We start from the raw sequence: 24019 nt of genomic DNA, 5'->3' as shown, positions 1-24019 counted from the left end.
GTTTCAAGCCCGGCCACTCGCGGGCCCGCTCAGCCCCGCGCGTGCTCCAGCCCGATGCGGACCTTGAAGGCGTTGCGGATGTGCCGCCGCGCCGCCGCCTCGGCCGCGGCGGTGTCGTGCGCCTCGATCGCCGCCACGATGGCCGCGTGCTCCTCCACCGATTCCACCCCTCGCCCCGGCACGGCGAGTGTGGTGCCCGCCAGCAGGGCAAGGGAGATCCGCATCGTATCCAGCGTGGCGTTGAGGAATCGGTTCCGGGCGGAGAGGCGGATCTGCCGGTGGAAGGCGCGGTTGCTCGCGGCCAGGGCCGGGGGATCGCCCAGCAGGCCGCGGTCGCGCTCCACCATCTCGCGCAGGATCTCCACCTCCGTCGCCGTGGCATGGGTGGCGGCGAGGCCCGCGGCCGTGCCCTCCAGCACCTCGCGCATGTGGTAGAGCTCGGCCACCTGGCCATAATCGAGGCTGGCCACCGCCGCCCCGTGATGCGGCTCGTGCAGCACGAGCCCCTGGGCCTCCAGCCGTTTCAGCGCCTCCCGGACGGGGGTGCGGCTGATGCGGAAGCGCTCGGCCAGCTCGGCTTCCCGCAGCCGCGTGCCTGCGGGCAGCGCGCCGCTGTCGATCGCCTGCAGCAGGAGGTCATAGGCCTCCTGGCCGGAGGAGCGGCTGGGCCGGGGTGTCTGGGGGGGCATGGCCCGGACAGGCGAAGCACGTTTCGCGCCCCCCGCCAATCCACCGCGGCGCGGCGCGCATTGCCCGCGCGGGGGAAAGCGGCCACCGTTCCCCTCCGATGCCTGCCTCGGGCACGAGGCGGCGATCCGCGCACTGCTGAACGCGACCGACCCCGACCTCTCCGCCTTCCGGCAGCGCGGCGGCAGGATCACCATGTATCACGGCTGGGCGGACGCGGCGCTGACGCCGCTGATGAGCATCGACCTCTATGAGAGGGCGCTGGCCGCGAACCGCCCGGACACGCCCGGCTTCTTCCGCTTCTACATGGTCCCCGGCATGTTCCACTGCCGCGGCGGCTACAGCACGGACAGCTTCGACGGCATGAGCGCGCTGGTGGAATGGGTGGAGAACGGCACCGCGCCCGACAGCATCCCCGCCGCGCGGGTGGAGGGCGGTCGCGTCACGCGCACCCGGCCGCTCTGCCCTTACCCCGCGCTCGCCACCCATGACGGCCAGGGAAGCCCGGACGAGGCCGCCAGCTTCGCCTGCCGCCCGCCGGGCTAGAGGGAGGGGGACGCCTACACGGCTTCTTAAGGGCTGCATGGGACGGTGCGGGGATGATCTCGCGCCGGTCCCTTGCCGCCCTCGCCCTCGGAGCCCCCGCCCTCCTGCGGCACCGCGCCCGCGCCTCGTCCCGCCCGCACGTCACCTTCATCAACCCCGGGCGCAAGGGCGAGACCTTCTGGATCATGGCGGAGCAGACAATGGCCGCCGCCGCCAGCGCGCTGTCGATCGAGCTTGAGGTCCTCCAGGCCGACCGGAGCAGGCACCGGATGCGCGACCTCGGCCTCTCCGTCGCGGCCCGCGCGACCCGCCCGGACGCCCTGGTGATCGCGAACGAGGAGCAGTCGGCCCGCGAGGTGGTGCTGGCCGCCGGGAAGGCCGGCCTCCCGACGCTGCTGGTCGTCACCGACCTGGCGGGCGCGGATGCGGAGGAGATCGGGGCGCCCCGCACGCGGCTTCCCACCCTTCTCGGCAGCATCACGCCGGACAATGTCGCGGCCGGGCGGGTGCTCGCCGGGGCCGTGCTCGACGCCGCGCGGGGGGCCGGCGCGCCGGCATCCGGGATCGGGCTCCTCGCCATCGCGGGGGACCAGATCACCTCATCCTCCCTCGACCGCGTGGAGGGGCTGAAGGCGGCGCTGAAGGACGCGCCCGATGCGGTGCTCAGCCGCCTCGTCTACGGGAACTGGAGCGGCGACGAGGCGAAGACGCTCACCATGCGCCACCTGGACTGGGCGCGGCGCTCGGCCCTGCCGCCCTCCGCCGTCTGGGCGGCCAGCGACGCCATGGCGCTCGGCGCCGCCTCCGCCTTCGCCGAGGCCGGGTGGCAGGTCGGGCGCCAGGCCGTGTTCGGGGGCGTGAACTGGTCGCGCGAGGCCGTGGAGGCCGTCGCGGAGGGGCGGATGGCCGTCACCCTCGGCGGCCACTTCCTCTCCGGGGCCTGGGCGATGGTGATGCTGCGCGACCATTTCGACGGCCAGGGCTTCGAGCAGGATGGAAGCGCGAGGCTGCGCGCCCCGCTCTCCCCGATCTCCCGCGACTCCGCCGGCAGCTACCTCGAGGCGTTCGGATCGGGCGACTGGAGCCGCATCGACTACCACCGCTTCTGCCGCGGCCTGGGCGGCCGCGAGAGGTACGACTTCTCGCTCGCCGCGCTGCTGAGCGCCGCGAACGCCTCCTGAGCCATCGCGCCGCCATGCGGGCCCGCCTTCCCCGACCGGCGAGCAGCTTGCAGCGCCGGTTCCTGGCCCGCGTCCTGCCGGCGCTGGCCGTCGCGACGGCCTCGGTCTCGCTCGCCTGCGGCGGCATCATCTACCAAGCGACCTGGAGCCGGATCCTCGATAAGCAAACCCGTCTGCTGCCCGCCCTCGCGACCTCCCTGGCCGAACCCCTCTGGGGCCTTCGCTACGAGGCGGTGCAGGGCCTCATCGAGGGGCTGGCCGCGGATTCGGACATCACCTCCATCGTGGTGCGGGACGATCGTGGCCTGATGATCGCCTCCTTCGGCGCGGAAACGGCCACCTCCAGCGCCGCGCGCCTTCGCCAGGCGATCCACCGCAACCAGGCCCACGGCGCGGAGGTCGCCGGCTCCGTCACCCTGGGCGTCTCGCCGAAGCGGGCCTGGGACGACGCGCTGAGCGGGCTGCTGGCCGGCTTCGCGACGGCCCTCGCCTCTGGCCTCGCCGTCCTCGTCGGCGTGGTCTCCGTTAACCGCTCCCTGATCGTCCGGCCGCTGAACCTCCTCGTCTCCGGCATCCAGAAGACGCAGCGCGACGGGGCGCATCACCGCATCCCCGATGCCGGCGCCGGCCCCGAATTCGATCAGGTCATCTCGGCCTTCAACGCCATGCAGGACCGGCTGGAGGCCGATGGCCGGGAGAGGACGAAGCTCGCCCACCGCCTGGATGTCGCCCTGACGAACATGGCGCAGGGCATCGCCCTCTACGGGAAGGACGGCGAGTTGCTGCTCGTCAACCAGCGCTACCGCGACCTCCTGGGCCTTCCGCCGGGGCTGGTCGCGCCTGGCATGTCGCTGAGGGAGGTGATCGCGGTCTCGTTGAAGGCGGGCATCCACGGCCAGCAGGAAGCGGTCCGGGTCTACCGGGAACAGATGGACATCTGCGCCAGGCGCCAGCCCGCGCGCTACGTGCTGGAGCTGCGCTCGCAGCGCGTGATCAGCGTCTCCCACGAGCCGCTCCCGGATGGCGGCTGGGTCAGGACCTACGAGGACATCACGGAGAGGCGCCGCAGCAACGAGCAGATCGTCTACCTCGCCCGGCACGACGCCCTCACCGGCCTGCCGAACCGGACAACCTTCGGCGAGCGCCTCGAGGCCGCCCTGGGCGACCTGGGCCGCGGCACGGGCTTCGCCGTTCTCTGCCTCGACCTCGATCGCTTCAAGGAGGTGAACGACACGCTCGGCCACGGCGTGGGCGACGCCCTTCTCCGCACGGTTGCAGAACGCCTGGCGGCCTGCGCCCGGGAAACGGACACGGTGGCGCGGCTCGGCGGGGACGAGTTCGCGATCCTGCAGACGCGCCTGGATCACCCGGACCAGGCGACGGTGCTCGCCCAGCGCCTGATCGATACGGTCAGCGCGCCCTATGAGCTGGACGGCCATCATGTCGGCATCGGGCTGAGCATCGGCATCGCGCTCGCACCCCAGGACGGCTCGGCCGCGGAGGCGCTGCTGAGGAATGCCGACATGGCGCTGTACCGGGCGAAGACGGATGGCCGGGGGGTCCACCGCTACTTCGAGAAGGAGATGGACGCGCGGCTGCAGGCCCGCCGCCAGTTGGAGATGGACCTGCGGCACGCGATCACGGCGCAGGAGTTCGAGCTTCACTACCAGCCGCTCCTCTGCACGCGGCGGCAGCGCGTCACCGGCTTCGAGGCGCTGGTGCGGTGGCGTCATCCCCAGCGGGGCCTGGTGAGGCCGGACGAGTTCATCCCGATCGCCGAGGAGACCGGGATGATCACCGAGATCGGCGAGTGGGTTCTCCGCGCCGCCTGCCTGCAGGCCCGGGCCTGGCCGGAGGACATCAAGATCGCCGTGAACCTCTCCCCGGCGCAGTTCAGAAAAGCGCGCCTCGTCGAGACGGTGATGGAGGCCCTGGCCGAATCGGGGCTGTCCCCGGGGCGCCTGGAGCTGGAGATCACGGAGACCGCCCTCCTCAACGATACAGAGATGACGTTGGTCGTACTGAACCGCCTGCGGGAGCACGGCGTGCGGATCGCGATGGACGACTTCGGGACGGGCTACTCGTCCCTCAGCTACCTCCGGCAGTTTCCCTTCGACAAGATCAAGATCGACAAGTCCTTCGTGCACGGGATCGCGGGCGGGGCGGAGGCGGTCGCGATCGTGCGCGCCGTCGCCGGGCTCGGAATCAGCCTCGGCGTTCAGACCACGGCGGAAGGGGTGGAGACGCCGGAACAGCTGGCGCAGGTGACGAGCGAGGGCTGCACGGAGGTGCAGGGCTATCTCTTCAGCCCGCCCCGGCCGGGGGCGGAGACAGGCGCCCTCATCGCGCGGCTCAACGCGGCCGCACCCCTGGGCCAGGCGCGGGCCGGCTAGCCCGGTCGGCGCGGGCCGTCAGGAGAAGGCGAGGTCTTCCAGGCGGTCGAGATAGCGCAGCCCCGCCTTCTCCAGCGCGGGCCGCATGGAATAGAGGTCGAGGCCAAGGACCCCGGAGGCGAGCTTCTCGCGCTTCTCGCCCTCATTCGCCTGCCGCTTCTCCGCCGCGGCGAGGGTGGAGGCGATGTCGGCGGCGGGCACGACCAACACGCCGTCGTCATCCGCCACCACCACGTCCCCCGGGCGCACGGAGACGCCGGCGCAGACGACGGGGATGTTCACCGATCCCAGCGTCGCCTTCACCGTGCCGCGCGCGGAGATGGCGCGCGACCAGACGGGAAAGCCCATCTCCCGCAGCACGGCCACGTCCCGCACCCCGGCATCGATCACCAGCCCGCGCACGCCGCGCGCCTTGAGCGAGGTGGCGAGAAGGTCGCCGAACATGCCGTCCGTGTTGTCGGTCGTGCAGGCGACGACGAGGATATCGCCCTCCCGGCACTGCTCCACGGCGACATGGATCATCCAGTTGTCGCCGGGCTGCGCCAGCACCGTCACCGCGCTGCCGGCCACCGCCGCGCCCGCCCAGGCCGGGCGCATGTAGGTCTTCATCAGGTTCGGCGCGCGCCCGCTCGCCTCATGCGTGGTGGAGACGCCGAGCGGCAGGAAGCGGTCGATGGTGGCGAGGTCGGCGCGCGGGTTGTGGCGGACGACGACGGGCGTCATGCCAGCACCTCGACGGCATCCGGGAAGATCGTTTGGTAGGCCTCGCCGTACTTCATCGCGCGGCCGGAATTGCGCCCGCCCTGCATGCCGCGGTTCAGCGCCACGCGCTCGTAATAGTCCCAGAGGTGGCGCTGGGCGGGAAGCTGCTCGAAGGCCTTCCACTTCGTATCCCACACCTCGGTGATGTTGAGGATGCGGTTCGGCTTGAAGTCGCATTGCTCGGGCTGGTGCGGCTCGAACTGGAAGACCTGCGGCGCGGAGTAGGTGACGCCCCCGGGGCCCGGCTTGTGCCCGGCGGCCTGGGCGGTGATGCGCGCCTCCTGCGCGACCTTCGAGGCGTAGGGATGATCGACGTTGTAGGGGTCCCTCACCGCATGGGTGAGGACGAAGGAGGGGTTCACCTCGCGGTAGATGTCGATGAGGCGGTCCATCATCGCGTCGGTGATGCGCAAGGGGTAGTCGCCGGCGTCGAAGAACTCGATCTCCGCGCCGAGGATGGAGGCGGCCGCCTCGGCCTCGGCGCGGCGGGCTTCCTTGCACTTCTCCAGCGTCATGCCCGGCTGCTTCCAGGCACCCTGGCTTTCGCCGCGCTCGCCATAAGACATGCAGACGATCTTCACGCGGTAGCCCATCCTCGCGTGGAGCGCGATCGCGCCGCCCGCGCGCCAGACGAAGTCGCCGGGATGGGCGGTGACGACGAGGCCGGATTTCTGCGTGTCGGACATGTTCGGCTCCTCAGCGCGCCCAGTAGAGGCGATTGGGGTTGTCGATCAGGATCTTGCGGCGCACCGCCTCGTCCTCCACGGCGAGCGCGAGCAGGTCCACGAGGTCGCCGTCATTGGGCATGTCGCCGGCGATGTTGGGGTGCGGGAAGTCCGTGCCCCAGAGCGTGCGGTCCGGCGCCGCCTCGGCCAGCCGGCGGGCGAAGGGCACGGCGTCGTGGAAGGGCGCGCCCGCGGAGGAGACGCGCTCCGGCCCGCAGATCTTCACCCAGGCCAGTTCGTTCCTCATGAGTTCGAGAAGCCGGCGGAAGGGCTCCTGCTCCAGCCCGTTCTTCGCCTGCACGCGCCCCATATGGTCGATCACGAAGGGCATCTTGATGCGGGCGATACGGCCCGCGTGCTCCAGGATATCACCGGCATCGAGATGCAGCACGACGTGCCAGCCGAGCGGCTGAATCCTGTCGAGCACGCGGTCGAACACCTCCAGGTCGGGCGTGCCACCGAGGTGCTTGACGAAATTGAAGCGAACGCCGCGCACGCCGCCGCGGTCCAGCCTCTCCAGCCCTTCGTCGGTGATGCTGCCGTCGACGATAGCGACGCCGCGATAGGCGCCCTCGCTCCGCATGATGGCATCGATCATCGCCGTATTGTCCGTACCGTGGCAGCTCGCCTGCACGATTACCGCGCGCTCCACCCCGATGGCGGCGTGGACGCGGCGCAGGTCCTCCACCGGCGCGTCGGGCGGGGTGTAGGAGCGGTCGGGCGCGTAGGGGAACTTGTCCGCGGGGCCGAAGACATGGCAGTGGGCGTCGCAGGCCCCCGGCGGCAGCTTGAGGGCCGGGGTCTTCGGGTTGGGGTCCGGCGCCTTGCAGGTCTTCATGCTCACTGCCTTTCGATCCCGGCGCGCTCGATCACCGCGCGCCCCTTCTCCGCCTCGCTCGACAGCAGGGCACCGAGCTGCGCGGGCGTGTCGCCCTTCGCCTCCACCCCGGCCTCCAGCAGCTTCGAGCGGATGGCGGGGTCCGCCAGCACCACGTTCAGCTCACGGTTGATCAGCTCGATCACCGGCGCCGGCGCGCGGGCCGGGGCGACGATGGCGTTCCAGGAGGTGACGTCGAAGCCGACGAGACCCGCCTCCTGCAGCGTCGGCACATCCGGCAGGTTGGCCGCGCGGCTGGAGGAGGTGACGGCGATGGCGCGCAGCGAGCCGTCCCTGATCTGCCCCATCAGCGGCGCGACGATCTCGAAGCCCGCCGTCACGTCGCCCCGCAGCAGGCTGGTCAGCAGGGCGGGCGTGCCGTTGAAGGGCACGGTCGTCGTGTCCAACCCGGCGGTGGTCTTGAACAGCTCGGCGGCCAGGTTCTGCGTGCTGCCCACGCTGATCGTACCGATATTGGTGCCGCGCCCGTCCTTCTTCAGCGCCGCGATCAACTCCTGCGCGCTGCGGATCGGCGAGTTCGGCGCGACGAGGATGGCGATGGCGAAGGTGCCCATTAGCCCGACCGGCGCGAAGTCCCTGATGGGGTCGAAGGGCAGGTTGCGGAAGAGCGACTTGCTGATGGCGTTCGCGTTGGTCGCCACCATCAGCGTAGAGCCGTCAGCCGGGGAGGAGAGCAGCGCCTGGCCCGCGACGATGCCGCCCGCCCCCGGGCGGTTCTCGATCACCACGGGGCGGCCAATGCGCTCGGACAGGCCGGCGCCCACGGTGCGGGCCGTCAGGTCCGCGACGCCGCCCGCGGCATTGGGCACGAGCAGGCGGATGGGCTTGTCGGGCAGCACTCCCTGGGCGCGGACGGGCCGCGGGACCAGGGGGGCCATGGCGGCGAGGCCACCCAGGCGCAGCGCGCCCCGGCGGGTGACGGTCATGCGCATCCTCCTCTTCCGGGCCTTACTCGGCGGCGGCCTTGCGGTTCATCGCGGCGGCGATGCCGTCGAGCAGCGTGTCCAGGTCGTCGGTGACGAGCAGGGCCTTGCCCATCTCCCGCCCGCGCGCGGCCGCCCAGTCCTGCCGCTCGGCGATGGAGCGGCTGAGCAGCGGCTCCACCCCGGCCTCCTGCACCGTGCGCGCGACCTCCCGCACCTCCTCGGCGCGGCGCTTGCCGTGGATGAGGGCGCGGCTGATGACGTAGCGGGCCAGGCCGCGCCAGTCCTCGTGCGGCAGGGTGTCGGAGAGGGAGGCGAGCACCTCCTTCTCCACGCCGTAGTGGCGGGCGGCGAGCATGCACTCCGTCGTCAGTGCCTCCAGCCCCTTCACCATCACGCTGCGGCACATCTTCACGCTGCTCGCCTTGCCGATCTCCGCCGAGAAGATGGAGAGATCCATTCCGAAGGGCGCCATGAGGTCCATGAAGCCCCCCGCCTCGGTGCCGCCGAGCAGGATCGGCGAGCGCAGGCCCTTGGGCGGCACGCTGCTCATCACCGCGGCCTCGACGTAGCGACCGCCGGCGGCCTTCACCACGCGGGCATTCTCGATCTTCGCGCCGGGGGAGATGGAGTTCACGTCCACCACGAAGGGTGCGCGGGAGAGGCCGCCGGCGAGGGACCGGCAGGCATCGAGCGCGGAGCCGGCGGTGACGGCGACGAACACGGCATCGGCCTTCGAGGCCGCCTCGGCCGCCGAGGCGTGGACGGTGGCGCCGAAGTCCCGCGCGCGGCTGTTCGCGGCCTCCTGCAGGTCGAAGGCGTGGATCGCTCCGGCGCCGCCCGCGCGCAGGTCCCGCGCGAAGATGCCGCCCACCTCGCCGAAGCCGATGATCGCGAAATCCGTCACGGCATTCCCTCCCTACTCGATCCCCTGCGGCAGCCCGTCCCACACCTCGTCGGGCGTGAGCGGGCGCGGCAGCATGTCCTGCTCGGCCATGTAGCGGAGCGCCAGCTCGATCACCGGACGCAGCGACGCGCGGCTGTCCGGCGGGGCGCCGTGCGGGCCGGGCGGCACGGGGGCCGCGGCTTCGCGGACCATGCGCAGCAGCTCCCGCACCAGCTCCGGCCGGCCCTCGGCCAGTTCCCGCGTGATGCAGAGCATGTGGTTGACGGGCACGATGCGCTGCCGCGCCCAGAAGGCCCTCGCCGCCGCGCCCGGATCGGGGAAGACGGTGCGGAGGCCGGGATCGTCCGGCACGTCGTTGCCGACGATCACCGCGTCCAGCTCGCCCGCGCGCAGCATGGCCATCATGTCGGCGCCACCGGGCGCGCGCTCCGCGAAGGGCGGGTCGGCGATACCGGCGACATGGGCGTCCTCGAAGGTGATCCAGCGGCTCTCGGCCGGTGCCGGGCCGCCCTCCTCCATGATGATGCCGCGCAGCCACATGCCCGTGGTCTGGCTGTAGGCGCGCACGCCGATCCGCTTGCCCGCGAGGTCGGCCGGTCCGCGGATGGCGCTCTCCGCACGGCAGAGCAGGGCGGATTGCTGGAAGCGGGCCGCGAGCACCACGGGCAGCAGCACCAGGGGCCGCCCGGCGGCGCGCGCCTGCAGGAAGGTGGCGATGGCGATCTCGGAGAGGTCGAAGCGCAGCTCCCGCACCATCGGCGCGAAGGCGCGGCTGATCACGGGGATGTCGGCGAAGTCCAGGCGCAGCAGGGGCGAGGGCACGCCGCCCTCCTTCAGGGCGCGCGTGCGGGGATAGGTGCCCATCGCCGCGCGCAGGGTGGCCGCCTCACCGGCCGTCGCTCCGGATGCCGTCATGGGTTCTCTCCCGCCCCGCGGCCGGCGGTGGCCGGCAGGAGGCGTCGGGTGATCCCTAGACCCGCTCCCGCCCCTCTGTCGTATCGCTTTCCCCGGCTTCCCTATGCGCCCCGGTTATATCGGTGAGGCCGCGCTGCCCGATCTCGGCGACATGGGCGCGCAGGCACTCGATGAAGGCGTGGCCGGCGGGCGGCAGGGGGCGGTCCCGCGGCATGATGATCCCCGCCGGGCGCCGGGGGGCGGGCACGGGGAGCGGCACCACCCGCAGCATGCCGCGCAGCAGGTCCCCCGCCATCATCAGCCGCGGCATGACGGCGATCAGGTCGGTGGCCAGGAGCATCTCCCGGATGAATCCGTAGGAGCTGGAGCGCATGGAGCCGCTCGGCTCCAGGGCGACCATGTCGAGGAAGGTCTCGATCTCCTGCCCCACGCGCTGGCTCACAGTGGGCAGGATGAGGTCCCAGCGGCGCAGCGCGTCCAGCGTCACCGCCTCCAGCGCGAAGACGGGATGGCCGGGGCGGGCGAGGATGGAGATCGGCTCCTCCCAGAGCGGCTCGCGCGGGAAGCCGTCGGGCACGGCGGGCTCGTAGAGGCGGCCGACGATGAGGTCGATCTCCCCCGCGGCCAGCTTCGGCAGCAGATCCTCGGTCCGCCCCTGCTCCAGCCGCACGCGGATGCCGGGATGCCCGGCGGTCAGCCGGGTGAGGGTGCCGGGCAGCACGCCCGTCGCGGCCACGGGGAGGGTGCCGATGGCGACCGTGCCGCCCTCGGGGTCCTCCAGCCGGTCCAGCGCCTCGTCCAGCCGGCGCAGCTCCGCCAGGATGCGGCGCGCGGAGCCGGCGAGGAGGTTGCCTGCCTCGGTCGGGCGCACGCCGCGGGGCAGGCGGTCGAACAGGCGCTGCCCGACGATCTCCTCCAGTTCCTGCACCGTCCGGGTAAGGGCGGGCTGGCTGATCCCGAGCACGGCCGAGGCCTTGAGCAGGCTGCTCTGGGCCGCGATCGCCTCCAGCGCGCGGAGGTGATGCAGCTTCAGGCGCTGGTCGAGGTAGCGGCGGGTCGGCATGGCGGGGGCGAGGGCTCGTTCCTGGCGCGGCCATCCGGCCGGGCCGGGCGACGCGACGGAGACTTGCCGCAGGAGGGGCGCCGCGCAAGCCCGGGCGGGGCCTCCCCCCTCCCGCCCCCCTCAATCCGCGCGCATCCCCGTGCGCCGGACCACCTCGCCCCAGCGGGCGCGCTCGGCCAGGATGAGGTCCCGGAAGGCCTCGGGCGTGCCCGGGGCGGCCTCGGCCCCCTCCCCTTCCAAGCGGGGCCGCAGCTTCTCGCCGCGCAGGATGCGGGTGCACTCGGCGTTCAGCCGCTCGACGACCGGGCGCGGCGTGCCGGCGGGGGCCAGCAGCCCGTACCACTGGTTCGCCTCGAAGCCGGGCACCCCCTGCTCAGCGATGGTGGGGATGTCCGGCGCGCCGGCCAGCCGGTGGGCGGAGGAGACGCCGAGCGCGCGCAGCATCCCCGCGCGCACGGGCGGCAGGGCGGGCGGGCCGCCGGTGAAGGTGAGGTCGATCGTGCCGCCGATGAGGTCGTTTATCATCGGCGCCGTGCCGCGATAGGGCACGTGCTCCATCGCCATCCCCGTCGCCAGGAGGAAGGCCGCCATGGCGATATGCGCGGCCGATCCGTTGCCGCCCGAGCCGTAGGTGAGCGCGCCGGGCCGCCGCCTCGCCAGCGCCACCAGCTCCGCGATGCCCCCCGCCGGCACCTTGCGGGGGTTCACCACCATGACGTTCGGCACCACCGCCGCCAGGGTGATAGGGGCGAAGGAGTCCACCGTATCGAAGGAGAGGCCGCGATAGAGAAAGGGGTTCACGGCGAGCGTGCCGATATGCCCCATCAGCAGGGTGTAGCCGTCGGGCGGCGCCTGGGCGACGACCTCCGTGCCGATGGTGCCGCCTGCCCCGCCGCGGTTCTCCACGACGAAGGGCTGCTTCAGGGCCTCCTGCAGCTCCGCCGCCAGGGCGCGGGCGATGATGTCCGTGGAGCCCCCGGGGGTGAAGGGCACCACGATCCGCACCGGCCGGTCCGGCCAGGCGCCCTGCGCCCGCGCCAGGCCCGGCAGCGCGAGCAGGGAGGCGAGGACGGCCCGGCGGGGGAGCATCACTGCACCCGGATGTTGCGGGCGCGCACGAAGTCCCGCCACTTCGCGCTCTCCGCCGCGAGGTAGCGCGGCCATTCGGAGACCGGCCGCACATCGGGCGTGACGGCGATCGCGTCCAGCCGCGGCTTCAGCTCGGGCGCCGACAGGGCCCTGGCGCAGGCCTCGTTCATGCGCTCAAGGATCGGGGTGGGCGTGCCGGCGGGCGCCATCAGCGCGACATGCTCCACCACCTCGAAACCGGGATAGCCCAGCTCCTCGAAGGTGGGCACATCGGGCGCTAGCGGGCTGCGGACGCGCATCGTGTTGCCGAGCGCGCGCAGGTCGCCGGACTGGATGAAGGACATCACGGCGGCGGCTGGCATGAAGAGCATGTCCGCCTCCCCCGCCATCACCGCCTGGATGGCCGGGCCACCGCCGCGATAGCCGATCTCCGTCACCTGGAGGTCCGCCATCTGGAGCAGCATCTCGGTCGCGAGATGCGAGGTCGCGCCCACGCCGGCATTGGCATAGACCTTCCGCGCCCCGGGCGCCTTCGCCACGGCGACGTAGTCGGCCACGCTCCTCGCCGGCGAACTCTTCGGCACGAGCATGAAGAGCGGCATGGAGCCGAGCAGGCCGACGCCGACGAAGTCGCGCTCCTGGCTGTAGCTCGTCTGGTAGAGATGCGGCGCGACGGCATAGGTGGAGTTGGGCGCGAAGACGAAGGTGTAGCCATCCGGCCGCGCACGGGCCGCGCTCGTCATGCCGATCGTGCCGCTGGCGCCGCCACGGTTGTCCACCACGAAGGACTTGCCGGTGTCCTGCGAGAGGCGGGAGGCGAGAAGGCGGGCGAAGGTGTCGGTCGGCCCGCCCGGCGGCCAGGGCACGATGATGTTCACGGGGCGGTTGGGCCAGTCGCCCTCCTGCGCGCGGGCGATGGCCGGGGCGCCCAGCGCGAGCGCGGCGGCGAGACTGCGGCGGGTGAGCATGGTGACGATCCTCCTGTCCTGTATCCGCCCGTTCCCGGACGCGGTTCTGTTTCCCGGGGCCGCTCAGGGCCGCGCGGGGCGGCTCCGTGGCCCGAAGCGCCCGGCGCCGAGGAAGTCCGGCGGGGCGACGTCACCCGTGGGGGCGACGCGCTCCGCGAGATCGCCCGGCGCGACCCCCTCCTCCACCCAGCGGATCAGCGGCGTGAGCGTGTCGTTCTCGGTCAGCCCCACCCCGCCCCGGCAATGCGCGAGGCCGGGAATGAGGTAGAGCCGGGCTGCCTCGTCCACCATCCACGCCCCGAGGTCGCGCCGCAGCGCGCCCCACCAGGCGACGGTCGTGCGGGGAGTGATGTCCTGGTCCGCCAGCCCGTGCCAGAGGAGCAGCCGCCCGCCGCGCGCGAAGAAGGGGCCGAGATCGGTCGCCGTCGCGTCGAAGGTGGACCGGGCACCGGCGAGTTGCGCGAGGGTCCCGGCATCGAAGGCGAGTTCTCCCGGCGCGGGCGTGGGCGCGCCCGGCGGGAAGGCGAGGTGACGCAGCACGCCCGTCGCGAAGAGGAGCGCCCGCGGCGGCCGTGAGGCATCCTCGGGGGCGACGGTGCCGCGCCAGTTCGCCTCGGAGCCGGGCAATAGCCCGCCCGCCGTCAGCCGCTCGCCCGCAGCGGTGCGCGGGCCATCGTAGATGGCGGCGGCGGCGCGCGCCTCCTCCTCCGTCAGGCAGCCGGCGGGGTCGGCGCCGGGCGCACAGACGGCCGACATCGGATCGAAGCGGCAGCTCAGGGGATCGGCCACAACGCCGTCCGCCCCGCCGCAGGCCGTGAGCACTAGGCGGTGCAGCACGGGCAGGCGATCGGCGGTCAGGGCGGCCGAGCCGTCGGCGCGGCGGTTCCGCTGCACCGTCCAGGCATGGTGGAAGGTGTTCTGCGCCGTGAAGTCGAGGGCGGGGGCGCCGGCGGCGATGCCGTCGAAGTCCTCGGGGTGGAGCAGCGCCTCCATCAGTCCCTCGCGCCCGCCGTCGGAGCAGCCGGAGAAGTAGGAGCGGCGCGGCCCCTCTCCGTAGAAGCGCGCGATCAGCAGCTTCGCCGCCCGCGCCGTGAGGTGCTGGGCGCGGTGCGCGAAATCCTCGCGCCGCTCGGGATCGGCGCCCCAGGAGGAGGCGCTGGGGTCCGTGTGGCCCATGTCGGTCGCGGCGGTGGCGAACTCGCCGCGCTCATAGGGGACGCAGCCATGCGCCTGGGGGGCATTCGTGGAGACGCGGCCGCAGAGGCCGCCGCAGCCCATCTGGAGGTAGCGACCGGTCCAGCGCTCCATCGGCAGCCAGGCCTGGAAGCCGATCGTGCCCCGGATCGTGCCGCGCAGGTGGCAGACGGGCGCCGGGCGGCCCTCCGCCTCGATGGAGGCCGCGTCCACGCGGGCCGGCACGCCAAGATCGGCCGAGAGATCCGCCCCCGCCAGGGCATCGCACGCAAGGCGGGGCGGGATCGGGGTCTGGGAGAGGGCAGGCATCGCCGTGGCAGCGAGCAGGAGGGCGAGCGCCGCCGCCCGCGCGATCACGAGGCGATGCCCTCGGCCGAGAGGTCGTCCCCCGGTACGGTTTCGTCGCCCTTCCCATCCGGCAGCGGCGGGGTGCTGTGGGTGTGGAAGCTCTCGATCGTCCGGAGGCCCCAGGCCTGGCCCTTCTTCCGCTCCTCCTCCGTCCAGGTGATCGTCTTCCAGTCCGGGGCGAGCACGAGGCGCGCGCCGGCATTGGCCACCTCCACCCGGTTGCCGCCGGGCTCATAGACATAGAGGAAGAAGGTCTGCTGGACCGCGTGCTTGTGCGGCCCGGTCTCGATGAAGACGCCGTTCTCGAGGAACACGTCCGCGGCCTGCAGGATCGCCTCGCGGCTGTCGAGGGCGAAGGTGACGTGGTGGAAGCGGCCGGGGATGCCGTGCGCCTCCCGCGTGAAGGCGAAGTCGTAGGACTTGTTCGTGGCCGTCAGCCACATCCCGGCCTCGCTGCCGTCGTTCAGCTCGATCCGCTCGGTGCAGCGGAAGCCGAGGGTGGACTGGAAGAACTCGCGGCAGGCGCGGACATCCACCGCCAGGCAGTTGAAGTGGTCCAGCCGGCGCACGTTCACGCCGCGGGCGGGGAAGCGCTGCGCCTGGTTCTTGAGGGAGGGGCGCAGCTCCGGCGGCGCCTCGTACCACTCCGTGTCCCAGTAGATCTCGAAGAGGTGGTTGTCGGGGTCGCGGAAGCGGTAGCTCATCCCGTGGCCGAGATTGCCTTCATGCCGCGTCACCTCGTGGCCGGCCGCGCGCAGCGCCGCGACGCGCCGCTCCAGCGCGGCGGCGCTGCGCGTGCGGAAGGCGGCGTGGCCCAGGCCGGAGGTGCTCGAGGCGGTGAGCAGGAGCGAGCCGCGCTCGTAGTCGTCCCAGCCGCGGAGGAGCACGCTGTCACCCTGCCGCCCGCTCTCCGTCATGCCCATGACGTCCACGAAGAAGCGAAGGGATTCCTCCGGCTTCGGCGTCAGCAGCTCGACATGGCCGAGATGGGCGATGTCCAGGATCGGCTCGTCCTGACCGTTCATGCGTCGTCCTCCCGCCCGCTCAGGGGCGGGCCGCGGGGGGGGACGCTAGGGGCAGGGAGGGGCGCGGTCCTATCCCAAATTCCGGCGCCTCTATAACCCGCCGGCATAGCGGTCCCGGGCGGGGGCGGCTTGCACGGTCCCGGGGGCTGCGATCTACTCCGGCGCAAGAAAGACGAGGAAGCGCCCCGATGAGTTCCTGGTCCCGCCGCGGCCTCCTGGCCGCCATGGCCGGCGCGGCGCCCCTCCCCCTTCTCGCCCAGGGTGGGCCCCAGGGTGGAGTCCAAGGCGGGGCCTCCGGCGACTGGCCCTCGGGGCCCATCCGCATCGTCGTCCCCTTCGCCCCCGGCGGCTCCACCGACGCGGTGGCGCGGCTCGCCGCGCCCGGGCTGCAGAGTGCCCTGGGCGTGGGCATCGTGGTGGAGAACCGGGGCGGCGCCGCGGGAAGCCTCGGCACGGATGTCGTGGCCAAGGCGCGGCCGGACGGGCAGACCTGGCTGCTGACCTTCGACAGCCACGCGGTCATGCCCGCCCTGGTGCCCCGCCTGCCCTTCGATCTCCGCCGCGACCTCGAGCCCGTGACGCTGATCGGGGGGGCGCCCTACGTCGCCGCCTGCCGGCCTGACAAGCCCTTCCGCGATCTCGCGGGCCTCCTCGCGGCGGCGCGGGCTCGGCCCGGGGCAGTGACCTTCGCCACGCCGGGCAACGGCACCATCGGCCACTTGGTGATGACGCTGCTCGGCAGCCGCGCGGGCGTGACCTTCCAGCACCTGCCCTATCGCGGCGGCGGACCGGCGGTGAACGACGCGGTGGCCGGCCATGTGGACATGGTTGTCGGCAGCGCGGCGCTCCTCGCGCCGCAGATCGCGGGCGGCACGCTGCGCCCGCTCGTGCAGTTCGGCCCCCAGCGCCTGCCGGCCCTGGCGGGCACCCCCACGGCCGAGGAGGGCGGCTTTCCCGGGCTGCAGGCCGAGGCGTGGTGGGGCGTCTTCGCGCCGGCCGGGGTTCCGGCGCCCATCGTCAGCCGCTTCCACGAGGCCCTGAGCGCCGCCTTCCGCGAGGAACGCGTGGCGCGCCAGGTCACGGAGGGCCAGCAGGCGAGGCTCGTCCTCGCCGGGCCGGCGGAGCTCGGGCGCTTCCTCGACGCGCAGGTCGAGACATGGGGGCGGGTCGTCCGCGAGAACGACATCAAGGCCGACTGAGCGCATGACCGACACCCCCTTCCGGCGCCTGCCCGCCTCCGCCATCGCCGCCTTCGCGGCGCTCCCCACCTCCTCCATCTCGGACGCGCTCGACCGGCTGGGCCTGCCCGGCGCGGTGGACGGGCTGCGCCCCATGTCGCCGGGCGCGCGGGTGGCGGGGCAGGCCGTCACGCTGCGCTACCTGCCCGTGGGCACGGGCGGGGGCACGGTCGGCGACTTCCTCCACCTCGCCGGCCCCGGCGACGTCATCGCCATCGACAATCGCGGGCGGCTGGACTGCACGGTCTGGGGCAACATCCTCACCGAGGCGGCGAAGGCCCAGGGGCTGGCCGCGACGGTGATCGACGGCGTGAACCGCGATGTCGGCGAGAGTCGCGCCTTCGGCTATCCCATCTGGTCCCGCGCGGCCCATGCGCGCACCGGCAAGGACCGCGTGGCGCTGGAGGCGGTGATGGTGCCGGTCGTCCTCGGCACCGTCCGCGTCGATCCGGGCGACCTCCTCTGCGCCGATGACAGCTGCGTCGTCTCCGTGCCGCTGCAGGAGGCGGAGGCGGTGCTGGCCGTCGCGCGCGGGATCGAGGAGAAGGAGGAGGCCATCCTCGCCGACATCCGCGCCGGGGTGGACCTCGCCGAGGCCCGCCGCCGGCACGGCTATCACAGCCTCCAGACTCGCCCCCGATAGACCTGCCCCCCCGACTTGCCAGGAGTGACGCGCTTGCGCATCGCCGTTCTCGACGACTACGCCGACGCCTTCCGGGCGAGCCCCGCCTTCGGGCGGCTGGCCGGGCACGAGGTCACCGTGTTCCGTGACACCGAGAAGGACCCGAACGCCCTCGTCTCCCGCCTGCGCGACATGGACGCGATCGTCCTCACGCAGCAGCGCAGCCGCCTGCCCGCCGCGGTGGTCGAGCGGCTGCCGGGGCTGCGCTTCGTCAGCCAGACCGGGCGCAACCTCGCCCATCTCGCGCTGGACGCCCTGACGCGGCAGGGCGTGACCGTCTCGGCCGGCGGCGCCGGCGGGCCGGACGCCACGGCGGAGCTGGCCTGGGGCCTCGTCCTGGCCGCGCTGCGCCGCATCCCGCAGGAGGTGGAGCGGCTGCGGGAGGGCCAATGGCAGGGCTCGGTGGGCATCGGGCTCAAGGGCAAGGTGCTCGGCATCTACGCCTACGGGCGGATCGGCTCCATCGTGGCGCGCTTCGGCCGCGCCTTCGGGATGCGGGTGGTGTGCTGGGGCCGGGAGGGCAGCCAGCAGCGGGCGCGCGCCGACGGCTACGAGGTGGCGGAGAGCCGCGAGGCCTTCTTCGCCGGGACGGACGTGCTCAGCCTCCACATCCTCCTGAACGAGGCCACGCGCGGCATCGTTCGGGCCGCGGACCTCGCGCTGATGAAGCCGACCGCGCTTCTCGTGAACACCTCCCGCGCGCAGATCATCGAGGCCGGCGCGCTGGAGGCGGCGCTGCGGCAGGGGCGACCCGGCCTGGCCGCGGTGGACGTGTTCGAGGAGGAGCCGGTGCTGGGCGCCGCGCACCCGCTGATCGGGCTGCCGAACGCGCTCTGCACGCCGCATCTCGGCTATGCGGAGCAGAGCGTCTTCGAAGCGCTGTACGAGGTGGCGGTGGACCAGCTCCTCGCCTTCGCAGCCGGTGCGCCCACCAATGTCGTGAACCCTGAGGCGGCCCGGCCCCCGGGCTGACGGCGCCGGGCCGGCACGCATGACGGCGGTGGTGATCGGCGCGACGGGCGGCATCGGGGCCGCGCTGTCGGACGCGCTGGAGCGGCGCGGCCGCCCCGTGCTGCGGCTGGGACGAAGCACGGAGCCCCGGCTCGACCTGCTGGACGAGGCGAGCATCGCCGCCGCGGCCGCCCGTGCCGGGCCGGGACTGACCCTGGTGATCGACGCCACCGGCTTCCTGCACGACGAGCGCTACCGGCCGGAGAAGGCGCTACGGCAGCTCGACCCCGCCCACATGGCGCACAGCTTCGCCGTCAACGCCACCGGCCCTGCGCTGCTGATGAAGCACTTCCTGCCCCTGCTCGCGCGGGAGGAAAGGGCGGTCTTCGCCACCCTCTCGGCCCGGGTGGGCAGCATCGCCGACAACCGGCTCGGCGGCTGGTACAGCTACCGCGCGGCCAAGGCGGCGCTGAACCAGATCACGCGCACGGCGGCCATCGAGCTGGCCCGCACGCACCGGAACGCCGTCTGCGTCGCGCTGCATCCCGGCACGGTGGATACGGGGCTGTCGGGCCCCTTCGCCCGGAGCGGGCTCAATGTGCAGGCGCCGGCGGAGGCCGCCGGCCGCCTACTCTCCGTCATCGACGCGCTGAGGCCGGCGCAAACGGGGCTTCTCCTCGACCACCGGGGCGAGGAGATCCCTTTCTGATCCCTTAGCCCGGGCTGATCCTCAGCCCAGGCTGACCCTTCAGCCCAGGCCGGCGGCGAAGGCCTCTGCCACGCGGCGGGCGAAGGCGGCGGGGTCGCGCGGGCTGTCGCCGTCCTGCACGCGGGCGAGGTCGAGCAGGAAGCCGGCCGCCTCCTCCACGCCCCCGGTTTCCGCGCGGGCGGCGAGCTTGCCGATCAGCGCGTGGCGCGGGTTGATCTCCAGCACCGGCAGGCCGGCGCCGAAGCCGCGCCCGGCGCGCTGGAGCAGGCGCTGCATGTGCAGGTCCGGGCCGTGCTCGGGGGCGGCGAGCACCACCGCGCTGTCCACCAGCCGGTCGGTCGCGCGCACCTCGGACACCTCCTCCTTCAGCGCATCCCGCAGCAGCGGGAGGAGCCTCGAGACGTCAGCGGCCTCACCCTGCGCGCCCTCGCCGCCCGCGATCCCCGAGAGATCGACGGAGCCCTGGGTGATGCTGCGGATCGGCTTGTCCTCGAAGCTGCCGAGCCGCTCCGGCCAGAAGGCGTCGATCCCGTCGGAGAGCAGCAGCACCTCCACGCCGCGGGCGCGGAAGCCCTCGAGCTGGGGCGACTTCGCCAGCGCCTCCGGCGTCTCGCCGGAGAGCAGGTAGATCGCCTCCTGCCCCTCCTTCATGCGGGAGACGTAGTCGGCGAGCGAGGTCCATCCCTCCACGGCGGAGGAGCGGAAGCGCAGGAGGGCGGCGAGGTCCTTGCGGTGCTCCGCATCCTCCCACACGCCCTCCTTCAGCACGGGGCCGAAATTCTCCCAGAAGGCCGCGTAGTCCGCCGCGTCCTTCGCCCGCGTCCTCAGCTCCGACAGCACGCGGTTGGTGACCGCGCGGCGGATGCGGGCGAGCACGGGGGTGGACTGCAGCATCTCGCGCGAGACGTTCAGCGGCAGGTCCTCGGTGTCCACCACGCCGTGGACGAAGCGCAGCCAGGACGGCAGCAGCCCGGCCTCGTCGGTGATGAACATCCGGCGCACGTGCAGCCGCACCCGGCTCTCCCGCTCGCCCTCGACGGGCTGGAAGGGCTTCATGCCGGGGATGAAGAGCAGCGCGTGGAAATCGACCGTCCCCTCCGCGCGCCAGTGCAGCGTGGCCCAGGGCTTGTCGAAGAAGTGGCCGAGATGCTGGTAGAACTCGGCGTAGGACTCCTCGCTCACCTCGGACTTCGGCTTGCGCCAGAGGGCCGTTCCCTCGTTCGCCGCCTCCTCCTTCCCGTCCTGCACGATGAGGACGGGAACGGTGATGTGGTCCGCCCACTTGCGGATGATCGTCCGCAGCCGGATCGGCTCCAGGAACTCCTCCGCATCGGGCCGGACGTGCAGGACGATGTCCGTCCCGGCTTCCTCGCGCGCGGCGGGGGCGAGGGTGTAGTCGCCGCGGCCCTCGGAGGCCCAGCGCCAGGCCTCCTCGCCCCCCGCGCGGCGCGAGGTGACCTCGACGCGCTCGGCCACCATGAAGGCGGAGTAGAAGCCGACGCCGAACTGGCCGATGAGGCTCGGCCGGTCTGCGGGCCCCGCCTCGGCGAGGGACTGGCTGAAGGCGCGCGTGCCGGAGCGGGCGATGGTGCCGAGGTTCTCGGCCATCTCCGCCTTGCTCATGCCGATGCCGGGATCGGAGAGGGTGATCGTCCGCGCGGCCTTGTCCGGGATGATCCGCACGGCCGCGCCCTCGGGCACCGCCGGAGCGCCGCCGGTCAGGGCCTCGAAGCGGCGGCGGTCCACCGCGTCGGCGGCGTTCGCCACCAGCTCGCGCAGGAAGATCTCGCGGTCGGAGTAGAGGGCATGGACCACCAGGTCCAGCAGCCGCCCGACCTCCGCGCCGAATTCGTGACGCTCCACCGCCTCGCTCACTCTCGTCCTCCAAGATTCGGGGGAATATCAGGGGCGCGATATGAAACCGTGCCGATCGGCCTTCAAGAGCGGATGAGGCCGGGCGCCGCCGCCTTGCCTCGGCCCTCGCATGGACCAGATTCGACCCCCGGCAAGCCCTTCCCTGCCCCCCGCCCGAGGAGCGGAGGCGCCCCTTTCCCGCCGGCCCGCACGCCCTGGAGGCCAGGAACATGACACGCCGCGACATTCTGGGGCCGGCACTGGCGGCGGCATGCCTCCTCGCCGCCCCGCTTCCCGCCACTTCCCGCGAGCGGGGCGGCGGAGGCGCCGTGATCGAGATCGCGCCCCGCGAGGCATCACCCCGCGAGGCATCGCCCCGCCCTGGCCCACGCGCGCCCGCGGACCGCTCGGGCAAGGCGCGCCAGGCCACGGCCGCCGTGCTGGACGATCCGGCCCTCGCCTCCGTCCCGGCCCTCGGGGTCAGCGGGATCCTGCCGGACGGGACGACGGCGCGGGTGCAGAACCTGCGGAACGGGCGATCCACCGTGGTCCGGATCCGCGGGGGCGGCGCGGCCAGCGCGGGGCGGCTGCTCGACATCACCCCGCCCGTGGCGCGCGCCCTCGGGGTGAGCGGGAACAGCGCGGAAGTCCTCGTCGCCCCGCTCGCGGTTCCCCAGCCCGACGGGACGATCCGGCTGGGCGAGGGCACCCGGTTGGCCGGAACGGTTGCCGCGCCCGCCCTCAGCGACCGGCCGGAGGATTAGGAACCCGGCCCAGGATGCGGCGGCGCGGAAACGCCCCGGCGCCCCTCTGGCCGGAACGCGCCGCCTCGCCGCTTCCCCGCCCTTGTGGCCCCGCCCCGCGAAGCACAAATGCTGGGGATGATTGCGAGAGCCGAGAGCCGCGACGGGCGCATCGGGGGGACGGGGCCAGCCGCATGAGTCATCCGATCCAGGAGCAGCCGCAGGGCCAGGTGCTCCGCCTGAGCCAGGCGCGCGACGACAAGCTCTGGGCCGTCGTGGCCTCCATCGGCCGCAAGACGCGGATCGCCGAGATCTATCCCAGCCGCGCGGCCGCGGATGCCGACCGCAACTGGCGGGAGCAGCAGGTCCGCGCCTATGCGGGCTTCCTGCGCAGCTCGAGCATGCCGGTGCCCAATTACAGCGTCTCGCCCGTCCGCCGCGCCGACCTTCCCCACCGGTGGAAGCCGCTTCCGGCGCTCGGCTTCCTGCGCGGCCAGTTCATCTGACGCGGACCGGGCCTGACCCCTCCCCTTCCGGCGGGGCCGCGCGCGCGTAGAAGCGTGTCCCGATGAACGCGTCGACCGCCTCTCCGCGCCGCCGGGCACTCGCCCTGGCACTCGGCCTCCTCCTGTCCTGCCCCTTCCCGGCCGCGGCCGGGCCGCAGCGGGAGCCGGGCGGTCGCGCCGCGGCCGAGCAGCTGGCGCAATGCGCCGATGCCGGGCGGGAGGAGGGGCAAGGGCTCAGGCTGCTCTTCTCCGGCCTCCCCTCCTTCGCGCGCGAGGTGCTGGCCCGGCACGGGGTCCGCGCCTCCATCGATTCGCGCGGCGGGGGATTGCGGATCGAGCTGCAGCTGGAATCGCTGCGCGACGTCGACCTGCCGGGGGAGCATCCCGCCACGATTCCCCTGCCGCCTCACGAGGCCCGCAACGTGCGGCAGGACCCGCGCTCCGGCATCGCCCCGCTCTGGATGCTGGACGAGGCCACGGTGGCGGCGGCCGACCGCGCCTACGACATCCGGCACGACGCGGCGGAGGCCGAGGCCTCCCTCCCCGCCCGGCTGGTGCATTCGGAAACGGCGGAGGCCCTGCCGGGCTACGAGATCGTGGGCGCCTATACCGACGCCTTCACCGGCTTCGCCGCACTCGTGCTCGAATCGCGGCAGGCGCCGCCGCACGGGGCGCACCGGATCTACGCCGTGGCCGGCACGCATGTCTTCGCGCATCTCGACTTCCGCAGCTGGGCCTCCGGCCTGACGCGCGGGCGGGCGCAGTTCGCCTCGACCGCCGCGCTCCGCATGATCCGCGACGCCGCCGCCTATGCGCGGGACCCCCGGGGGGGCGAGGTGGTCCTCACCGGCCAGAGCCAGGGCGGGCTGACCGCCCAGGGCCTGGGCTACCTGTTGCAGACCTTCCTCGACGCGGAGCCGGCGCCGCACCGGCTGGTCCATGTCGTCTCCTGGGGGGCGGCGGGGGCGGAGGAGGTGATGCAGCGCCTGCTGGAGCGGCGCAGGGCCGGGAAGGGCCGCGGCTTCGGGGCAGAGCTGGAGGCGCACTGGGCCGCCACCGATCCCGGCTATGCCGAGGCGGCGGAGGTCTGGGCCGTGCTCGGCCGGCAGTGGGACCGCGCCCCGCCCGGGGAGGAGCTGGCCCTGCTGCGGGCCACCGCCGCGCGGATGCGCATCGTGGGCTACTTCTTCGACATCGACCTCTTCGCCAGGGCCGGCACCTTCCCGGGGACCGCCATGGCCTTCCCCACAGCGCTGATCCTGCCCGACACCTGCGAGACCACGGTCGCGGAGGCGGTGTTCGGCCTGCAGGGCGGGGCCTTCGGCGTGCGGCTGGAATCCCACTTCCTCCAGGGCTACCGCCGCGCCGTGGCGCGCGGCGCCATCGCCCTGGCGCACCCCGTGCGGCCGGTGAAATGGGAATGGGTCGATGAGGTGGCGCCGGCCTTCGACGCGCTCGGCTCCCTCTGGCTCGAAACCCTGTATTTCGACGGGATCGCCGCGGGCGAGGCGAACTGGCGGCGCTGTCTGGCGTCGGGGCGCTGGCAGACCGGGGCCAACCGCTCCTGCCGCGAGAGCTTCTTCCAGGGATGCTCCCCGGAGGAGGAAGGGGCGCGCCGCTGGTGCCTCGTCCGCGAGGGCGCCGGGGGCGGCGCGCAGCCCATCATCCGATGAGCGGCCGCGCGCGGGAGGCGGGACTGGCAACCCACCCCG

At 73.2% G+C, this 24019-nt stretch carries 23 protein-coding genes; 10 read left to right on the top strand and 13 right to left on the bottom strand.

Annotated elements, in window-relative coordinates:
* Nucleotides 1-29 precede the first annotated feature (29 nt).
* Nucleotides 30-689: a GntR family transcriptional regulator gene (locus FHS87_RS13570; protein WP_184519173.1), complete on the bottom strand. Its 660-nt coding sequence runs from the start codon at nucleotides 687-689 to the stop codon at nucleotides 30-32.
* Between FHS87_RS13570 and FHS87_RS13565 the strand changes: the two genes are divergently transcribed.
* From FHS87_RS13565 to FHS87_RS13555, 3 genes are read left to right on the top strand one after another with little or no spacing between them, the layout of a single operon-like run.
* Nucleotides 688-1233 carry a tannase/feruloyl esterase family alpha/beta hydrolase gene (locus FHS87_RS13565; RefSeq protein ID WP_184519169.1) on the top strand — a complete coding sequence of 182 codons (546 nt, stop codon included), beginning with the start codon at nucleotides 688-690 and terminating at the stop codon, nucleotides 1231-1233. The genes FHS87_RS13570 and FHS87_RS13565 overlap by 2 nt on opposite strands.
* A gap of 53 nt (nucleotides 1234-1286) precedes the next feature.
* Nucleotides 1287-2414: an ABC transporter substrate-binding protein gene (locus tag FHS87_RS13560; RefSeq protein ID WP_184519166.1), complete on the top strand. Its 1128-nt coding sequence runs from the start codon at nucleotides 1287-1289 to the stop codon at nucleotides 2412-2414.
* A gap of 47 nt (nucleotides 2415-2461) precedes the next feature.
* Nucleotides 2462-4807: a putative bifunctional diguanylate cyclase/phosphodiesterase gene (locus FHS87_RS13555; RefSeq protein ID WP_184519163.1), complete on the top strand. Its 2346-nt coding sequence runs from the start codon at nucleotides 2462-2464 to the stop codon at nucleotides 4805-4807.
* Nucleotides 4808-4825: 18 nt separating this feature from the next.
* On the opposite strand, the gene FHS87_RS13550 is transcribed toward FHS87_RS13555, so the two are convergent.
* From FHS87_RS13550 to FHS87_RS13500, 11 genes are all read right to left on the bottom strand, one after another.
* Entirely contained in the window at nucleotides 4826-5530 is a 705-nt protein-coding gene (locus FHS87_RS13550) for a 4-carboxy-4-hydroxy-2-oxoadipate aldolase/oxaloacetate decarboxylase (protein WP_184519160.1), read from the bottom strand.
* Nucleotides 5527-6255, bottom strand: a complete 729-nt coding sequence (locus tag FHS87_RS13545) for a PIG-L deacetylase family protein (protein WP_184519157.1) — start codon at nucleotides 6253-6255, stop codon at nucleotides 5527-5529. The genes FHS87_RS13550 and FHS87_RS13545 overlap by 4 nt, the downstream gene beginning before the upstream one ends.
* 10 nt (nucleotides 6256-6265) lie before the next feature.
* Entirely contained in the window at nucleotides 6266-7132 is an 867-nt protein-coding gene (locus FHS87_RS13540; RefSeq protein WP_184519154.1) for an amidohydrolase family protein, read from the bottom strand.
* Between the two features lie 2 nt (nucleotides 7133-7134).
* Entirely contained in the window at nucleotides 7135-8118 is a 984-nt protein-coding gene (locus FHS87_RS13535) for a Bug family tripartite tricarboxylate transporter substrate binding protein (RefSeq protein ID WP_246418387.1), read from the bottom strand.
* Between the two features lie 22 nt (nucleotides 8119-8140).
* The gene (locus FHS87_RS24485; protein WP_184519151.1) at nucleotides 8141-9022 is read right to left on the bottom strand and encodes an NAD(P)-dependent oxidoreductase; all 882 of its coding nucleotides are present in this window, start codon (nucleotides 9020-9022) and stop codon (nucleotides 8141-8143) included.
* Between the two features lie 12 nt (nucleotides 9023-9034).
* Nucleotides 9035-9937 (bottom strand): ABC transporter substrate-binding protein, encoded by a 903-nt coding sequence (locus tag FHS87_RS13525; RefSeq protein ID WP_184519148.1) that lies wholly within the window; start codon nucleotides 9935-9937, stop codon nucleotides 9035-9037.
* Nucleotides 9938-9992: 55 nt separating this feature from the next.
* Nucleotides 9993-11000: a LysR family transcriptional regulator gene (locus FHS87_RS13520; RefSeq protein ID WP_184519145.1), complete on the bottom strand. Its 1008-nt coding sequence runs from the start codon at nucleotides 10998-11000 to the stop codon at nucleotides 9993-9995.
* 120 nt (nucleotides 11001-11120) lie between these two features.
* A complete protein-coding gene (locus FHS87_RS13515) occupies nucleotides 11121-12089 on the bottom strand; it encodes a Bug family tripartite tricarboxylate transporter substrate binding protein (protein WP_184519143.1) in 969 nt (322 codons plus the stop codon).
* Nucleotides 12089-13057 (bottom strand): Bug family tripartite tricarboxylate transporter substrate binding protein, encoded by a 969-nt coding sequence (locus FHS87_RS13510; RefSeq protein ID WP_184519141.1) that lies wholly within the window; start codon nucleotides 13055-13057, stop codon nucleotides 12089-12091. The genes FHS87_RS13515 and FHS87_RS13510 overlap by 1 nt, the downstream gene beginning before the upstream one ends.
* Nucleotides 13058-13120: 63 nt before the next feature.
* Nucleotides 13121-14608: a tannase/feruloyl esterase family alpha/beta hydrolase gene (locus FHS87_RS13505; RefSeq protein ID WP_184519139.1), complete on the bottom strand. Its 1488-nt coding sequence runs from the start codon at nucleotides 14606-14608 to the stop codon at nucleotides 13121-13123.
* Complete coding sequence (locus FHS87_RS13500; RefSeq protein ID WP_184519137.1) at nucleotides 14605-15624, bottom strand: catechol 2,3-dioxygenase; 1020 nt, start codon at nucleotides 15622-15624, stop codon at nucleotides 14605-14607. The genes FHS87_RS13505 and FHS87_RS13500 overlap by 4 nt, the downstream gene beginning before the upstream one ends.
* A 188-nt stretch (nucleotides 15625-15812) precedes the next feature.
* Here FHS87_RS13500 and FHS87_RS13495 point away from each other — a divergent pair, with 188 nt between their 5' ends.
* From FHS87_RS13495 to FHS87_RS13480, 4 genes are read left to right on the top strand one after another with little or no spacing between them, the layout of a single operon-like run.
* Nucleotides 15813-16823: a tripartite tricarboxylate transporter substrate-binding protein gene (locus FHS87_RS13495; protein WP_184519135.1), complete on the top strand. Its 1011-nt coding sequence runs from the start codon at nucleotides 15813-15815 to the stop codon at nucleotides 16821-16823.
* A gap of 4 nt (nucleotides 16824-16827) precedes the next feature.
* Nucleotides 16828-17505 carry an RraA family protein gene (locus FHS87_RS13490; RefSeq protein WP_184519133.1) on the top strand — a complete coding sequence of 226 codons (678 nt, stop codon included), beginning with the start codon at nucleotides 16828-16830 and terminating at the stop codon, nucleotides 17503-17505.
* Between the two features lie 33 nt (nucleotides 17506-17538).
* The gene (locus tag FHS87_RS13485; RefSeq protein ID WP_184519131.1) at nucleotides 17539-18516 is read left to right on the top strand and encodes a D-2-hydroxyacid dehydrogenase family protein; all 978 of its coding nucleotides are present in this window, start codon (nucleotides 17539-17541) and stop codon (nucleotides 18514-18516) included.
* A 19-nt stretch (nucleotides 18517-18535) separates the two neighbouring features.
* On the top strand, nucleotides 18536-19204 hold the full coding sequence (locus FHS87_RS13480; RefSeq protein WP_184519128.1) for an SDR family NAD(P)-dependent oxidoreductase: 669 nt from the start codon (nucleotides 18536-18538) through the stop codon (nucleotides 19202-19204).
* Nucleotides 19205-19243: 39 nt separating this feature from the next.
* Here FHS87_RS13480 and htpG read toward each other — a convergent pair whose 3' ends face one another.
* Nucleotides 19244-21079, bottom strand: a complete 1836-nt coding sequence (gene htpG / locus FHS87_RS13475) for a molecular chaperone HtpG (protein WP_184519126.1) — start codon at nucleotides 21077-21079, stop codon at nucleotides 19244-19246.
* A 209-nt stretch (nucleotides 21080-21288) separates the two neighbouring features.
* Between htpG and FHS87_RS13470 the strand changes: the two genes are divergently transcribed.
* The 3 genes from FHS87_RS13470 to FHS87_RS13460 all read left to right on the top strand — a co-directional run bounded on the left by FHS87_RS13470 (nucleotide 21289) and on the right by FHS87_RS13460 (nucleotide 23980).
* Complete coding sequence (locus tag FHS87_RS13470) at nucleotides 21289-21822, top strand: hypothetical protein (RefSeq protein WP_184519123.1); 534 nt, start codon at nucleotides 21289-21291, stop codon at nucleotides 21820-21822.
* Nucleotides 21823-21995: 173 nt separating this feature from the next.
* Nucleotides 21996-22307, top strand: a complete 312-nt coding sequence (locus FHS87_RS13465; RefSeq protein WP_184519121.1) for a hypothetical protein — start codon at nucleotides 21996-21998, stop codon at nucleotides 22305-22307.
* Nucleotides 22308-22369: 62 nt separating this feature from the next.
* A complete protein-coding gene (locus FHS87_RS13460; protein WP_184519118.1) occupies nucleotides 22370-23980 on the top strand; it encodes a hypothetical protein in 1611 nt (536 codons plus the stop codon).
* Nucleotides 23981-24019: the final 39 nt, after the last annotated feature.

Origin of the sequence: Muricoccus pecuniae (genome assembly GCF_014199205.1) — a bacterium.
Lineage (GTDB): Bacteria > Pseudomonadota > Alphaproteobacteria > Acetobacterales > Acetobacteraceae > Roseomonas > Roseomonas pecuniae.
Note: the sequence above shows the minus strand (reverse complement) of the source record. Positions and strands in the feature narration are given on the sequence as shown.